The following is a 14418-nucleotide window of genomic DNA, read 5'->3' as shown; positions in this document are numbered from 1 at the left end:
ACTGCCCGACCAGCCACACTGAACCTGAAGCCGCCCACGACCAAGGACCGAAGATGACCCGCGTGATCGCCGGTGCAGCCGGCGGACGACGCCTGGCCGTCCCGCCAGGGACCGGCACCCGCCCCACCTCCGACCGCGCCCGCGAGGGTCTGTTCTCCACCTGGCAGTCGCTGCTCGGCGGCCCCCTCGGCGGCGAGCGTGTCCTCGACCTCTACGCAGGCTCCGGCGCCGTGGGCCTGGAGGCCCTGTCCCGTGGCGCGAGCCACACCCTGCTGGTCGAGGCGGACGCCCGCGCCGCCCGCACGATCCGAGAGAACGTCAGGAATCTCGGCCTGCCCGGCGCCGAGGTGAGGGCGGGCAAAGCGGAACAGATCATCCAGTCCCCGGCGCCGGCGGATCCGTACGACATCGTCTTCCTGGACCCTCCCTACCGTGTCACGGACCACGATCTTCGCGAGATCCTGCTCACACTCCGCTCGGAGGGCTGGCTCGCGAAGGAAGCCCTCGTCACCGTGGAGCGCAGCACCCGAGGCGGCGAATTCGTGTGGCCGGACGGCTTCGAGGCGATCCGGGCCCGTCGCTACGGCGAGGGAACGTTTTGGTACGGTCGCGCCGCCTCTACGTGCGAAGACGCACGATGACCGGACCGGAGAGCGAGGGATCACAAGTGCGCCGCGCCGTATGTCCCGGGTCGTTCGACCCGATCACCAACGGACACCTCGACATCATTTCCCGCGCCTCCCGTCTGTACGACGAGGTCTATGTCGCGGTCATGATCAACAAGGCCAAGAAGGGCCTGTTCGAGATCGAGGAGCGGATCGAGCTGATCCGCCAGGTCACCGCCGAGTACGGCAACGTGAAGATCGAGGCCTTCCACGGCCTCCTCGTCGACTACTGCAAGCAGCGCGACATCCCCGCCATCGTCAAGGGCCTGCGCGCGGTCAGCGACTTCGACTACGAACTGCAGATGGCGCAGATGAACAACGGCCTCTCCGGCGTGGAGACGCTGTTCGTGCCGACCAACCCCACCTACAGCTTCCTGTCCTCCTCGCTCGTCAAGGAGGTCGCCACCTGGGGCGGAGACGTGTCCCACCTGGTCCCGCCGGTGGTCCTGGAGGCGCTCAACAAGCGTCTGCGCACGGACTGATGGGGCTACAGTCGTCCCGTCCGTCTCCAACACATCGGTAGAGAGTGGCGAGCACACGGTGGACGTGCAGAAGAAGCTCGACGAGATCGTCGCGGCGGTCTCCAGCGCCCGGTCGATGCCCATGTCGGCGTCGTGCGTGGTCAACCGCGCGGAGCTGCTCGCCCAGCTCGAAGAGGTCCGCGCGGCGCTGCCCGGCTCCCTCGCGCAGGCCCAGGAGCTGATCGGCGACCGTGAGCAGATGGTCGAGCAGGCCCGTCAGGAGGCCGAGCGGATCATCCAGACCGCGCACGCCGAGCGCGGCTCGCTGATCTCCGACACCGAGGTCGCCCGCCGCTCGCAGAACGAGGCCGAGCGGATCGTCGCCGAGGCCCGTCAGGAGGCCGAGGAGATCCGCGCCGAGGCCGACGACTACGTCGACTCCAAGCTCGCCAACTTCGAGGTCGTCCTCACCAAGACGCTCGGCTCCGTCGGCCGCGGCCGCGAGAAGCTCCTCGGCACCGGCCCGGGCCTCGACGAGCAGGGCTACGAGGACGAGGACGCCCCCGAGCGCAGCCACGACCCGGAGACCCTGCGCAAGGACGCCGACGCGTACGTGGACGTCAAGCTCGGCGCCTTCGAGGCGGTGCTCGCCAAGACCCTGGAGGCCGTCGGCCGCGGCCGCCAGAAGCTGCACGGCCGGATCGCCACCGACGACCTCAGCGCGCTCGCCGACGACGCCACGTCCTTCCAGCACTCCAGCGACGCCGACTACCTGGCCGACCTCGCGGCCCTCGCCGAGCAGGACACCGCCACGGCGGCGGCCGCCGCGGCCGAGCACCAGGCCGCCCAGCAGCAGGACTACGCCCAGCAGCAGCCGGCCTACGGCTACCAGCAGCAGGCCGACCCGTACGCCGACGCCTACCAGCAGCAGGGCTACGGCCAGCAGGACGCCTACGGCTACCAGCAGGCCGACCCGTACGCCTACCAGGGCTACGACGCCCAGCAGGGGGCGTACGACCCCAACCAGATGCAGCAGCACCACGACCAGCAGCAGGGGCATCAGCAGCAGCAGTCGTACGCGCTCGACGAGACCAGTCTCTTCGACACCGGCATGATCACGCCCGAGCAGCTGAGGGCGTACGAGCAGGGTCGCGGCCAGTAAGGGACCCGCGGATTGGGCCGTGGGCGAAAGGACCGGTATCCTGGCTCTTCGGTCGCGCGTACGTCCGCGATCAACGCTGCCCAGGAACACCGCGGGCGGCGTCCCTCTGAGCTCAGATCGAAAGCAGGAATGGCTCCCAACGCTCGCCTCGACCACCGCAACCCCCTCGTGTTCGACACTCACGAGCTGGGCCGGCGTCCTGGTGCGCTGCAGAGACTGTCCCGCACGGTGGACGCTCCCAAGGACCTCGGTCTGCAGGGAGTCATCGGAGTGCCGGAAGGCGCCCCGGTGGAGCTCGAACTCCGGCTCGAGTCGGTCATGGAAGGGGTGCTTGTCACAGGCACCGCCCGTGCACAGGCCGAGGGGGAGTGCGTAAGGTGTCTGGAGCCGCTTCAGCTCGACGTCGAAGCGGAATTCCAGGAGATGTTCTCGTACCCTGACGCCGATGAGCGGGGCCGTGTGAAAGCGGAGCCCGACGACGACGCCGAGGACGACGAGGACAGGCTCTTTCTCGAGGACGGCCTGTTCGACCTCGAGCCAGTGCTGCGTGATGCGGTGGTGCTCGCACTGCCGATGCAGCCGGTGTGCCAGGACGACTGCCAGGGTCTGTGCTCCGAGTGCGGGGCGCGGCTGGTGGACGACCCGGACCACCACCACGACGCCGTCGACATCCGTTGGGCGGCACTGCAGGGACTCGCCGGTTCACTCGAAGACGGCGAGAAGGACGAGATGAGCGGCGCTGACGCGGAAGCGGGCGTCGACGAGAAGCAGGAGAAGTAGCCGTGGCTGTTCCGAAGCGGAAGATGTCGCGCAGCAACACGCGCCACCGCCGGTCGCAGTGGAAGGCTGCGGTCCCCACCCTGGTTGCGTGCGAGCGCTGCCACGAGCCCAAGCAGCAGCACATCGCGTGCCCGTCTTGCGGCACCTACAACAAGCGCCAGGTCCTCGAGGTCTGAGCGGCTGGTGAGAGGCACCGTGTCCACTGCCAAGAAGGCGGATGACGCCAAGGCGGATCCACCCGCCAAGAAGAAAGCGGACAACACGGCCTCGTCCCACACGCTTCTGGAAGGGCGGCTCGGGTACAAGCTCGAGTCCGCCCTTCTGGTGCGTGCGCTGACCCACCGTTCGTACGCGTACGAGAACGGCGGTCTGCCGACCAACGAGCGGCTGGAGTTCCTCGGGGACTCCGTGCTGGGCCTCGTGGTCACGGACACGCTGTACACCACTCACCCCGATCTGCCCGAGGGCCAGCTGGCCAAGCTGCGGGCCGCGGTGGTGAACTCGCGTGCGCTGGCGGAGGTCGGCCGCGGGCTCGACCTGGGCGCCTTCATCCGGCTCGGCCGTGGTGAAGAGGGCACAGGCGGCCGGGACAAGGCGTCCATCCTCGCCGACACCCTGGAAGCGGTGATCGGCGCGGTCTATCTCGACCAGGGCCTCGAAGCGGCCTCCGAACTGGTGCATCGCCTGTTCGACCCGCTGATCGAGAAGTCCTCGAACCTCGGAGCCGGCCTGGACTGGAAGACCAGTCTCCAGGAGCTCACCGCGACCGAGGGGCTCGGCGTGCCCGAGTACCTGGTCACGGAGACCGGCCCCGATCACGAGAAGACCTTCACTGCTGCCGCCCGCGTCGGAGGCGTCTCGTACGGCACCGGCACCGGCCGCAGCAAGAAGGAGGCGGAGCAGCAGGCCGCCGAGTCCGCCTGGCGGTCCATCCGGGCCGCGGCGGACGAGCGAGCCGAGAAGGAGGCGGCCGAGAAGGCCGCCGCCGAGGACGGCCACGAAGGCCCGACCTCCGTCTCTGCCTGACGCAGGAGCTCCGCCCCGCGCGGAGCCCCTGCCCGAGGCACAGCGCAACCTGAGCGCCCGCCCCGCCCGGGGCGGGCGCTCGGCTCATCCACAGCGTTCCGTACGGGGGTTCCGATGCCCGAGTTGCCCGAGGTCGAGGTCGTCCGCCGGGGTCTTGAGCGGTGGGTCGCCCACCGGGTCGTCGCGGACGCCGAGGTGCTGCACCCGCGCGCCGTACGCCGCCACATCGCCGGTGCCGACGACTTCACGCACCGTCTGAAGGGCCACCGCGTCGGCGTTCCGAGCCGCCGCGGCAAGTACCTGTGGCTGCCCCTGGAGGACACCCGCCAGTCGGTCCTGGCACACCTCGGCATGAGCGGCCAGCTCCTGGTCCAGCCGGCCACGGCCCCCGACGAGAAGCACCTGCGCATCCGCGTCCGCTTCGCCGACGACCTCGCCACGGAACTCCGCTTCGTCGACCAGCGCACCTTCGGCGGGCTGTCGTTGCACGACAACACCCCCGAGGGCCTGCCGGACGTCATCGCGCACATCGCCCGCGACCCCCTCGACCCGCTGTTCGACGACGAGGCCTTCCACCAGGCGCTGCGCCGCAAGCGCACCACCATCAAACGGGCCCTTCTGGACCAGTCGCTGATCAGCGGGGTCGGCAACATCTATGCGGACGAGGCCCTTTGGCGCGCCCGCGTGCACTACGAGCGCCCGACGGCCGGCTTCACCCGCCCGCGCACCGCCGAACTCCTCGGCCACGTACGGGACGTGATGAACGCGGCGCTCGCCGTCGGCGGCACCAGCTTCGACAGCCTCTACGTCAACGTCAACGGGGAGTCGGGGTACTTCGACCGGTCCCTCGACGCGTACGGCCGTGAGGGGCTGCCCTGCAAGAGGTGCGGCACGCCGATGCGCCGCCGCCCGTGGATGAACCGGTCGAGCTACTTCTGCCCCAAGTGTCAGAAGGCGCCGCGGTCCGCGTCGTAGCGCTCCCGGGCGGCGAGGACGTCGTCCATGCGGCCTTCCACGAGGTGGATCAGGCCGAGCAGCCGCTCGGCGACCTCCCGGCCGAGCGGGGTCAGTTCGTAGTCCACGCGGGGCGGGTTGGTCGGCTGGGCCTCGCGGATCACCAGACCGTCGCGCTCCAGCGCGTGCAGGGTCTGGGACAGCATCTTCTCGCTCACGCCGTCGACGCGCCGGCGCAGCTCGTTGAAGCGCAGCGTGCCCTCCTGCAGCGCGCAGAGGGTGAGTCCGCCCCAGCGGCCCGTCACGTGCTCCAGCGTGCCGCGCGAAGGGCAGGCCTTGGCGAACACGTTGTACGGGAGGTCGGCCGCCTCCCTGAGCTCCTGCGTGGTGTCCATTCCTTAAGCGTACTCGAACGCAGCGCTAACCGGCAGGTTGCACTAACCAAAAGTTAGTGCTTTCCTTTCGTTATTGCCACCACCATCCCAGGAGTACGCATCGTGACCACCCCTGTTGTCTCCATCGCCTACCACTCCGGCTACGGCCACACCGCCGTCCTCGCCGAGGCCGTCCGCGACGGCGCCGCCGAAGCCGGTGCCGAGGTGCACCTGATCAGGGTCGACGAGATCACCGACGAGCAGTGGGCGCTGCTGGACGGCTCGGACGCCATCGTCTTCGGCTCGCCGACCTACATGGGCACGGCCTCCGGCGCCTTCCACGTCTTCGCCGAGGCGTCCTCGAAGCGCTGGTTCGGGCAGGACTGGAAGGACAAGCTGGCGGCCGGATTCACCAACTCCGGTTCCAAGAGCGGCGACAAGCTGCACACCCTGCAGTTCTTCCAGATCCTCGCCGGGCAGCACGGCATGCACTGGGTCAACCTCGGCCTGCACCCCGGCTGGAACAACAGCGAGGGCTCGGAGCACGACCTCAACCGCCTCGGCGTCTTCGCGGGCGCGGCCGCCTCGACCAACGTCGACGAGGGCCCGGACGCCGTCCACAAGGCGGACGTCCGGACCGCCGAGCACCTGGGGCGCCGGGTGACGGACACGGCGCGGCAGTTCCTGCTGGGGCGCGCCGCCTGAGGCGCGGGGTGCGGGGTGACTGGTGACCATGGCGCCGCGCTGGCATCGTCTCAGCGTGAGCCTGTGGATCTACTGGTCACTGGACGGCGTGGGCCAGGCCGGCGAGGAGGCCGCCGACGTGCCGGCGGCCGTCCGCGCGCTCGACATCTCCGTCGAGCGCGGCCGCCGGGCCTTCGACTCCGACGCACCCTGGAAGGCCCTGAAAGCCTCGGCCGACCTGATCCGCACCCGCATGCTGCGGGAGGCCCCGGAGCCCCTCTCCCACGGCGAGGAATGGTCGGCCCGCACCGAGGGCGTAGAGGTCCGCCTCATCCCACGCACGTGAGACGACGGGGATCTACGGGGCCCGAGGTCAGTGACGAAAGCGCGCCGGGCCCTTGTCCATGGGGACGTGCAGCAGGAACTCGGTGATGGGTTCGCCCCCGCCGTCCGGCACGAGTTCCAGCCCCAGCGCGTGAAGGGCCTCGTCCGCGGCCAGGGCGGCCTCCGCGTCCTCCCGCTCCCAGGCCCTGCGCGACTCCTCGAGCAGGGGTCCGCCAAGGGTTCTGGCCTGCCGCTACCTCAGTACCCGAAGTCCTGCGTCCACCAAGGGCCGCCCTCGCCGAAGTGGACGCCGACGCCGAGGGTCTTGAAGTCGCAGTTCAGTATGTTCGCGCGGTGGCCGGGGCTGTTCATCCAGGCCTCCATCACCGCGGCCGCGTCGGCCTGGCCCCGGGCTATGTTCTCGCCGCCGAGGTTGGTGATGCCGAGCTGGGAGGCCCGGTCCCACGGAGTGGCCCCGCTGGGGTCGGTGTGGTCGAAGAAGTCCTCCGCGGCCATGGCCGCACTGAAGGCCTCCGCCAGCTTCGACAGCGTGCTGTTGGCGGACACCGCGCTGCAGCCGGCCTTCGCCCGCTCGTCGTTGACCAGCCGGAGCACCTCCGCCTCGGCGGCCGCCTCCGCGGACACCGTCACCGGAGCGGCGCTCTTCTTCGGCGGCTTGCTCTGCTCCTTCTTCGACGGCGTCGTCTCGGGCTTCTTGCCGGGCGTCGTCTTCGGCTTCTTCGTCGGCGCCTCGGTCGGCGCCGCCGTGGAGGTCGCCGGGCTCGGCGACGAGGGCGAGGCCTGGCGGTCGGCGTCACGGCTCGTGGACGACCCCTGGTCGCGGTTCTCGACGCTGCCGGAGGAGCCGCCCTGCTCGGCCGCCGAGTTGGTCGGCGTGCTCGCGGCCTGCACCTTGTCGCCGCCGCCGCTGCCACCGCCGAGCTTGTAGTTCTCCAGGCCGGGCATCGCGCCCGTGGCCACCGCGACCGTGCCGATGGCGACGGCGGCGGACACCCCGAGCAGACCGGTGCGCACCGGCGTCACGGCCTTCTTCTTGCGGCGCGACCCGCCCCGCCGGGCACCCTTGTCGCGCGAGATCCCGTGCTCGGGGAAGACCGTCGCGAAGTCCTCCTCCGAGGCGAAGAGGTACGCGGCACTGCGCGCCTCGGCCACGGCGTAGTCGTCCGAGCGCAGATACGGGGCGGTGCCCATGGTGGGGGGCCCGTCGACCGCGTAGGTCTCCGGGCCCGCCGGAGCCTCGTGCGGTTCATAGCTGTACGAGTACTTCCGGGGGTCGTAGCTGCTCGTGTACGAGCCGTCTCGTGCGGTGACCCCCGTGGCGCGTCCCGTGGCGGCGCGGCCGGCGTCTGCGCGTCGGTGGCGTCCCATGTTCTGGCCTTCCTCGTCCTGCGGCCGCCCCGCACAAAAGGATCTTGCGGGTGACCTGGCTCACGTCAACTCACTCCAACGAGTGAGTTTCATATGAGATTCATTGGGTGGGGACGGTACCGCATGGCGCCAGGGGAGGAAGTGTCCCGAGAGACATTGGCCGGTTAGGTTGCACCCATGAGCGAGGATGTGCGGCTGGTCGCCTGGGTGCGGGGACGCGTCCAAGGTGTGGGTTTTCGCTGGTTCACGCGGGCCAAGGCCCTCGAGCTCGGCGGCCTGAGTGGTTTTGCTCTCAATTTGGGCGACGGACGGGTCCAGGTGGTCGCCGAGGGCTCCCGGGAGCGGTGCGAGGGTCTCCTCGACTGGCTCCAGGGCGACGACACGCCCGGCAGGGTCGACGGCGTCACCGAGATCTGGGACACACCCCGCGGCGGTTACGACGGCTTCGCCATCCGCTGAGACGATTCTGTAAAGCGGCCCAGGCCGCGGCGCGCGAACCTGCCAACTGCGGGTGCCAGGAGCAGATATTGCCTGGTGGTTGCCAAGAACCCCTTGTCGTGGCAGGCTCCGCACTCAAGAATGATCGACACGCCCTGAGGGCCCCGCAGGAGTCGAGCGCCGCCGCTTCCAGGCCGCGCACCCCCGGGTTGCCCGCCAATACGGGGCGTGATCGTGTTGACCGTCAAACTTTTTGGTGAGACGCTGAAAGCACCCCGCGCACCTAGCTGTTTGGCATGGATGAACGGCAGCAAGAACTCAAGAGTGTCAAGCACCGCGGGTGCGATTCCCTCACGACCCACACCGCTTCGGTCGGTCACTCATTGTGGAGGACCATCCATCATGGCAAAGGCGCTTCTCGGTTACGTCGGCGGCTCCGACCCTCGACTCCTCGCCGAGATGCGACGGCTCCAGCAGCGCGTCCAGGACCTGGAATCCGAGCTCGTACGGATCCAGGCCGAGAACGACGCGCTCACGGCTGCCGCTTCTCACGACAGGATCATGGAGAGCATCGACGCACACCAGGCGGAGCCTGCGCTCACCTGATCACTGCATCGAACCACGACAGCAGTGGTTGGGCCGCCCGTATCAACCGCTGAGTTGTCAGAGTTTGGCAAGGGACGCTTCGGCGTCCCTTCTTTCTTTCCCCCGCGCATCCTTTCACCTTCTATAACGTCTGGTGTGCCCTGCATGTTCATGCGTGAAACCGCCAGGTGGCCCGGGTTCATCGTGCGGGATGGCGGCGGAAGGTAGAGTCCGGCGGCGTGCACCTCAAGGCCCTGACCCTCCGCGGGTTCAAGTCGTTCGCCTCGGCGACCACGCTCCGGTTCGAGCCGGGCATCACGTGTGTCGTGGGGCCGAACGGCTCGGGCAAGTCCAATGTGGTGGACGCCCTGAGCTGGGTCATGGGTGAGCAGGGTGCCAAGTCGCTGCGCGGCGGCAAGATGGAGGACGTCATCTTCGCCGGCACCACCGGCCGCCCCCCGCTGGGCCGCGCCGAGGTGTCCCTCACCATCGACAACTCCGACGGCGCCCTGCCCATCGAGTACGCCGAGGTCACCATCACGCGGATCATGTTCCGCAACGGCGGCAGCGAGTACCAGATCAACGGCGACACCTGCCGGCTGCTCGACATCCAGGACCTGCTGTCCGACTCCGGCATCGGCCGCGAGATGCACGTCATCGTCGGCCAGGGCCAGCTCGACTCGGTGCTGCACGCCGACCCCATGGGCCGCCGCGCCTTCATCGAGGAGGCCGCCGGCGTCCTCAAGCACCGCAAGCGCAAGGAGAAGGCGCTCCGCAAGCTCGACGCGATGCAGGCCAACCTCGCGCGCGTGCAGGACCTGACCGACGAACTGCGCCGCCAGCTCAAGCCCTTGGGCCGCCAGGCCGCCGTCGCGCGCCGGGCCGCCGTCATCCAGGCCGACCTCCGCGACGCCCGCCTGCGCCTCCTCGCCGACGATCTCGTACGGCTGCGGCAGGCGCTGAGGACCGAGGTCGCGGACGAGGCGGCGCTCAAGGAGCGCAAGGAGGCCGCCGAGCAGGACCTCAAGAAGGCCCTGCAGCGCGAGGCGCTCCTGGAGGACGAGGTACGGCAGCTCAGCCCGCGCCTGCAGCGCGCCCAGCAGACCTGGTACGAACTCTCGCAGCTGGCAGAGCGGGTGCGCGGCACGATCTCACTGGCCGACGCGCGGGTGAAGAGCGCGACGTCGGTGCCGCCCGAGGAGCGGCGCGGCCGCGACCCGGAGGACATGGAGCGCGAGGCCGCCCGCATCCGGGAGCAGGAGGCCGAGCTGGAGGCGGCCCTGGAGGCGGCCGAGCACGCTCTGGAGGACACGGTCGCGCACCGGGCCGAGCTGGAGCGCGAACTCGCCCAGGAGGAGCGGCGTCTGAAGGACGTCGCGCGCGCCATCGCCGATCGCCGCGAGGGCCTGGCCCGGCTGAACGGACAGGTCAACGCCGCCCGTTCGCGCGCCGCCTCCGCTCAGGCCGAGATCGACCGGCTCGCCGCCGCCCGCGACGAGGCGCAGGAACGTGCCGTCGCCGCCCAGGAGGAGTACGAGGCCCTCAAGGCCGAGGTCGACGGCCTCGACGCCGACGACGCGGAGCTCGGCGCGCAGCACGAGGCGGCGAAACGTCAACTGGCCGACGCCGAGGCCGCGTTGACGGCGGCCCGGGAGGCGGCCACCGCGGCGGAGCGCAAGCGCGCCGCGACCCAGGCCCGGCACGAGGCGCTGGCGCTCGGCCTGCGCCGCAAGGACGGGACGGGCATACTGCTCGGCGCGAAGGACCGCCTCACCGGCCTGCTGGGTCCGGCCGCCGAACTGCTGACGGTGACACCGGGCCACGAGGTCGCGCTGGCCGCGGCGTTCGGGGCGGCGGCGGACGCGCTGGCGGTCACCTCTCCGTCGGCGGCGGCCGACGCGATCCGGATGCTGCGCAAGCAGGACGGTGGACGCGCGTCCCTGCTGCTGGCCGGAGCGCCGGAGGAGACGGTCGCCGACACCGGCTCCGGGAGCGCGGGAAGCGGCGCGCCCGGCCACGACGCACCCGCGACCGCCCGGCACTCCCGTGCGGCGGATCTCGTCCGCGGCCCCTCCGACCTCATGCCCGCCGTACGCCGCCTCCTTCACAACATCGTCGTCGTCGGCACCCTGGAGGATGCCGAGGACCTCGTCTACGGCAACCCGCACCTCACCGCCGTCACCGCCGAAGGTGACCTCCTCGGCGCCCACTTCGCCCACGGCGGCTCCGCTGGCGCGCCCAGCCTCCTGGAGGTGCAGGCCTCCGTGGACGAGGCCGCCGCCGAGCTGGAGGAGCTGGCGGTGCGGTGCGAGGAGCTGACCGAAACGCAGCACGCGGCGGGGGAGCGGCGCCGGGAATGCGCCGCGCTCGTCGAGGAGGCCGGGGAGCGGCGCAGGGCCGCCGACCGGGAGAAGTCGTCCGTGGCCCAGCAGCTCGGACGGCTCGCGGGCCAGGCCCGGGGCGCGGCAGGAGAAGCGGAACGTTCCGTCGCGGCCGCCGCACGGGCGCAGGAGTCGCTGGACAAGGCACTCCAGGAGGTCGAGGAGCTCGCCGAACGCCTCGCCGTGGCCGAGGAGATGCCGGTCGAGGAGGAGCCCGACACCTCGGTCCGCGACCGGCTCGCCGCGGACGGCGCCAACGCCCGCCAGACCGAGATGGAGGCCCGCCTCCAGGTCCGTACGCACGAGGAGCGGGTCAAGGGCCTCGCCGGCCGCGCCGACTCCCTCGACCGCGCCGCCCGGGCCGAGCGCGACGCACGCGCGCGTGCCGAGCAGCGGCGGGCGCGCCTCAGGCATGAGGCGGCCGTCGCGGAGGCCGTCGCCTCCGGCGCGCGCCAGCTGCTCGCGCACGTCGAGGTCTCCGTCGCCCGGGCCGACGAGGAGCGCACCGCGGCCGACGCCGCCAAGGCCCGCCGCGAGCAGGAGCTGACCGCCGCCCGCACCACGGGCCGCGACCTCAAGGGCGAGCTCGACAAGCTGACCGACTCCGTCCACCGCGGCGAGGTGCTGGGCGCCGAGAAGCGGATGCGGATCGAGCAGCTGGAGACCAAGGCGCTGGAGGAACTCGGCGTGGAGCCGGCCGGGCTGGAGGCCGAGTACGGCCCGCACCAGCCGGTGCCGCCGTCGCCGCCGGCCGAGGGCGAGGAGCTGCCGGAGGACCCGGAGCACCCGCGCAACCGGCCGAGGCCGTTCGTACGGGGCGAGCAGGAGAAGCGCCTCAAGGCGGCCGAGCGGGCCTACCAGCAGCTCGGCAAGGTCAACCCGCTGGCGCTGGAGGAGTTCGCGGCGCTGGAGGAGCGGCACAAGTTCCTCAGCGAGCAGCTGGAGGACCTGAAGAAGACCCGAGCGGACCTGCTCCAGGTCGTCAAGGAGGTCGACGAGCGGGTCGAGCAGGTCTTCACGGAGGCCTACCGGGACACGGCCCGGGAGTTCGAGGGCGTCTTCAGCCGGCTCTTCCCCGGTGGTGAGGGGCGGCTGATCCTGACGGACCCCGACAACATGCTCACCACGGGCGTCGACGTGGAGGCGCGTCCGCCGGGCAAGAAGGTCAAGCGGCTCTCCCTGCTCTCGGGCGGCGAGCGGTCCCTGACGGCCGTCGCGATGCTGGTGTCGATCTTCAAGGCCCGGCCGAGCCCGTTCTACGTCATGGACGAGGTCGAGGCCGCCCTCGACGACACCAACCTCCAGCGGCTGATCCGCATCATGCAGGAGCTGCAGGAGGCCTCGCAGCTCATCGTGATCACGCACCAGAAGCGGACCATGGAGGTCGCCGACGCGCTCTACGGCGTCTCCATGCAGGGTGACGGTGTGTCCAAGGTCATCTCGCAGCGGCTGCGTTAACGAACTCTTCAAGAAGTGAACACATCTGGGACGGCTGTATCTGCAAGCTCACAGTCAACGCCCTATTGACTTCGAAACTTGAAGGCATAGTCTCGGGAACGTTGTTTTTACCTTCAGGTGTGAGCGGCGTGTACCTGTGTGCCACTTGAACCTGACAGGCGCCCCCCACTCCGGCAGTGACGCCGGTGGCCCGAGGAGTTCCCAGTGACCAGCACTGCGCAGGCACCCAAGTCAGGAGCCGGTACGGCTCATCCCGAACATCTCGGGCGCGTCGTCTTCATCGCGGCGGCGGCCGCCATGGGCGGCTTCCTCTTCGGGTACGACAGCTCGGTGATCAACGGTGCGGTCGAGGCCATCCGAGACCGCTACGACATCGGGTCCGCGGCCCTCGCCCAGGTCATCGCCATCGCCCTGATCGGCTGCGCCATCGGCGCCGCGACCGCCGGCCGCATAGCCGACCGCATCGGCCGCATCCGGTGCATGCAGATCTCCGCCGTGCTGTTCACCATCAGCGCCGTCGGCTCGGCCCTGCCCTTCGCCCTGTGGGACCTCGCCTTCTGGCGGATCGTCGGCGGCTTCGCCATCGGTATGGCCTCGGTCATCGGCCCGGCCTACATCGCCGAGGTGGCCCCGCCCGCCTACCGCGGCCGGCTCGGCTCCTTCCAGCAGGCCGCGATCGTCATCGGCATCGCCGTCTCGCAGCTGGTCAACTGGGGTCTGCTCAACGCCGCCGGCGGCGACCAGCGCGGCACCCTGATGGGCCTGGAGGCCTGGCAGGTCATGCTCGGCGTGATGGTGGTCCCGGCCGTCGTCTACGGCGTGCTGTCCTTCGTCATCCCCGAGTCCCCCCGCTTCCTGATCTCCGTCGGCAGGCGCGACCGCGCCCGCGAGATCCTCGCCGAGGTCGAGGGCGAGCACTCCGACCTGACCGCGCGCGTCGACGAGATCGAGCACGCGATGAAGAGCGAGCACCGGTCCACCTTCAAGGACCTGCTCGGCGGCGGCTTCTTCTTCAAGCCGATCGTCTGGGTCGGCATCGGCCTCTCGGTCTTCCAGCAGTTCGTCGGCATCAACGTCGCGTTCTACTACTCCTCGACGCTGTGGCAGTCGGTCGGCGTCGATCCGACGGAGTCCTTCTTCTACTCGTTCACCACGTCGATCATCAACATCGTCGGCACCGTGATCGCCATGGTCTTCGTGGACCGCGTCGGCCGCAGGCCGCTGGCCCTGATCGGCTCGGCCGGCATGGTCGTCGGTCTCGCGCTCGAGGCCTGGGCCTTCTCGCACCACCTGGTCGACGGCAAGCTCCCGGCCGCGCAGGGCTGGACCGCCCTGATCGCCGCCCACGTCTTCGTCCTCTTCTTCGCGCTGTCCTGGGGCGTGGTCGTCTGGGTCATGCTCGGCGAGATGTTCCCGAACAAGATCCGCGCCGCCGCGCTGGGTGTGGCCGCCTCCGCGCAGTGGATCGCCAACTGGGCCATCACCGCGAGCTTCCCGTCGCTGGCCGACTGGAACCTCTCCGCGACCTACGTGATCTACACGGTCTTCGCCGCGCTCTCCATCCCCTTCGTCCTGAAGTTCGTGAAGGAGACGAAGGGCAAGGCACTGGAGGAGATGGGCTGAGGCCCCCCGAGCCGAGGAGTCGGGCCCAGTCCCCGCTGCCCTTCTCCTCGTACCCCACCGGGGGTTCTGTGTTGTCCGTTGGCGAGGAGGAGCAGGGGGGTTCTTTTTCCCTTC

At 70.2% G+C, this 14418-nt stretch carries 15 protein-coding genes; 13 read left to right on the top strand and 2 right to left on the bottom strand.

The features are described 5' to 3' along the window. Window positions 1–53 precede the first annotated feature (53 nt). The 7 genes from rsmD (at window position 54) to mutM (ending at window position 5069) form a co-directional block, all read left to right on the top strand. Window positions 54–641, top strand: a complete 588-nt coding sequence (rsmD, locus tag ACFU97_RS31155; RefSeq protein ID WP_384263327.1) for a 16S rRNA (guanine(966)-N(2))-methyltransferase RsmD — start codon at window positions 54–56, stop codon at window positions 639–641. A gap of 26 nt (window positions 642–667) precedes the next feature. Then, window positions 668–1147, top strand: coding sequence for a pantetheine-phosphate adenylyltransferase (gene coaD / locus ACFU97_RS31150; RefSeq protein ID WP_384263358.1), 480 nt, complete (start codon window positions 668–670; stop codon window positions 1145–1147). Between the two features lie 58 nt (window positions 1148–1205). Continuing rightward, window positions 1206–2288, top strand: coding sequence for a DivIVA domain-containing protein (locus tag ACFU97_RS31145; protein WP_384263325.1), 1083 nt, complete (start codon window positions 1206–1208; stop codon window positions 2286–2288). A gap of 129 nt (window positions 2289–2417) precedes the next feature. Then, window positions 2418–3068, top strand: a complete 651-nt coding sequence (locus ACFU97_RS31140; RefSeq protein WP_384263322.1) for a YceD family protein — start codon at window positions 2418–2420, stop codon at window positions 3066–3068. A gap of 2 nt (window positions 3069–3070) precedes the next feature. Beyond that, complete coding sequence (gene rpmF, locus ACFU97_RS31135) at window positions 3071–3244, top strand: 50S ribosomal protein L32 (protein WP_003951102.1); 174 nt, start codon at window positions 3071–3073, stop codon at window positions 3242–3244. Between the two features lie 7 nt (window positions 3245–3251). Next, window positions 3252–4094, top strand: a complete 843-nt coding sequence (gene rnc, locus ACFU97_RS31130) for a ribonuclease III (RefSeq protein WP_384263319.1) — start codon at window positions 3252–3254, stop codon at window positions 4092–4094. Window positions 4095–4208: 114 nt separating this feature from the next. Continuing rightward, window positions 4209–5069, top strand: coding sequence for a bifunctional DNA-formamidopyrimidine glycosylase/DNA-(apurinic or apyrimidinic site) lyase (gene mutM / locus ACFU97_RS31125; RefSeq protein WP_384263316.1), 861 nt, complete (start codon window positions 4209–4211; stop codon window positions 5067–5069). Here mutM and ACFU97_RS31120 read toward each other — a convergent pair. Further along, window positions 5042–5443 (bottom strand): winged helix-turn-helix transcriptional regulator, encoded by a 402-nt coding sequence (locus ACFU97_RS31120; RefSeq protein WP_384263314.1) that lies wholly within the window; start codon window positions 5441–5443, stop codon window positions 5042–5044. The genes mutM and ACFU97_RS31120 overlap by 28 nt on opposite strands. 102 nt (window positions 5444–5545) lie before the next feature. On the opposite strand from ACFU97_RS31120, the gene ACFU97_RS31115 reads away from it, so the two are divergent. Continuing rightward, window positions 5546–6127: a flavodoxin family protein gene (locus ACFU97_RS31115; protein WP_384263311.1), complete on the top strand. Its 582-nt coding sequence runs from the start codon at window positions 5546–5548 to the stop codon at window positions 6125–6127. A 55-nt stretch (window positions 6128–6182) separates the two neighbouring features. Then, a complete protein-coding gene (locus tag ACFU97_RS31110; RefSeq protein ID WP_384263309.1) occupies window positions 6183–6452 on the top strand; it encodes a hypothetical protein in 270 nt (89 codons plus the stop codon). Window positions 6453–6688: 236 nt separating this feature from the next. On the opposite strand, the gene ACFU97_RS31105 is transcribed toward ACFU97_RS31110, so the two are convergent. Continuing rightward, on the bottom strand, window positions 6689–7819 hold the full coding sequence (locus ACFU97_RS31105; protein WP_384263306.1) for a CAP domain-containing protein: 1131 nt from the start codon (window positions 7817–7819) through the stop codon (window positions 6689–6691). A gap of 177 nt (window positions 7820–7996) precedes the next feature. On the opposite strand from ACFU97_RS31105, the gene ACFU97_RS31100 reads away from it, so the two are divergent. The 4 genes from ACFU97_RS31100 (at window position 7997) to ACFU97_RS31085 (ending at window position 14304) form a co-directional block, all read left to right on the top strand. Beyond that, the gene (locus tag ACFU97_RS31100; protein ID WP_384263304.1) at window positions 7997–8278 is read left to right on the top strand and encodes an acylphosphatase; all 282 of its coding nucleotides are present in this window, start codon (window positions 7997–7999) and stop codon (window positions 8276–8278) included. Window positions 8279–8659: 381 nt separating this feature from the next. Beyond that, window positions 8660–8863 (top strand): hypothetical protein, encoded by a 204-nt coding sequence (locus ACFU97_RS31095; protein WP_058922942.1) that lies wholly within the window; start codon window positions 8660–8662, stop codon window positions 8861–8863. 218 nt (window positions 8864–9081) lie between these two features. Then, the gene (gene smc, locus ACFU97_RS31090) at window positions 9082–12681 is read left to right on the top strand and encodes a chromosome segregation protein SMC (protein WP_384263300.1); all 3600 of its coding nucleotides are present in this window, start codon (window positions 9082–9084) and stop codon (window positions 12679–12681) included. A gap of 204 nt (window positions 12682–12885) precedes the next feature. Further along, the gene (locus tag ACFU97_RS31085; protein WP_384263298.1) at window positions 12886–14304 is read left to right on the top strand and encodes a sugar porter family MFS transporter; all 1419 of its coding nucleotides are present in this window, start codon (window positions 12886–12888) and stop codon (window positions 14302–14304) included. Window positions 14305–14418 lie beyond the last annotated feature (114 nt).

The organism is Streptomyces sp. NPDC057616, from assembly GCF_042800575.1.
Taxonomy (GTDB): domain Bacteria; phylum Actinomycetota; class Actinomycetes; order Streptomycetales; family Streptomycetaceae; genus Streptomyces.
This window is presented reverse-complemented; position numbering and strand designations above follow the sequence as displayed.

What these genes read in the sequence shown, in the direction of transcription:
- rsmD (WP_384263327.1), top strand. Translation starts at nt 54, where the DNA reads ATGACCCGCGTGATCGCCGGTGCAGCCGGCGGACGACGCCTGGCCGTC.
- ACFU97_RS31140 (WP_384263322.1), top strand. Translation starts at nt 2,418, where the DNA reads ATGGCTCCCAACGCTCGCCTCGACCACCGCAACCCCCTCGTGTTCGAC.
- mutM (WP_384263316.1), top strand. Translation starts at nt 4,209, where the DNA reads ATGCCCGAGTTGCCCGAGGTCGAGGTCGTCCGCCGGGGTCTTGAGCGG.
- ACFU97_RS31120 (WP_384263314.1), bottom strand. Translation starts at nt 5,443, where the DNA reads ATGGACACCACGCAGGAGCTCAGGGAGGCGGCCGACCTCCCGTACAAC.
- ACFU97_RS31105 (WP_384263306.1), bottom strand. Translation starts at nt 7,819, where the DNA reads ATGGGACGCCACCGACGCGCAGACGCCGGCCGCGCCGCCACGGGACGC.
- ACFU97_RS31100 (WP_384263304.1), top strand. Translation starts at nt 7,997, where the DNA reads ATGAGCGAGGATGTGCGGCTGGTCGCCTGGGTGCGGGGACGCGTCCAA.
- ACFU97_RS31095 (WP_058922942.1), top strand. Translation starts at nt 8,660, where the DNA reads ATGGCAAAGGCGCTTCTCGGTTACGTCGGCGGCTCCGACCCTCGACTC.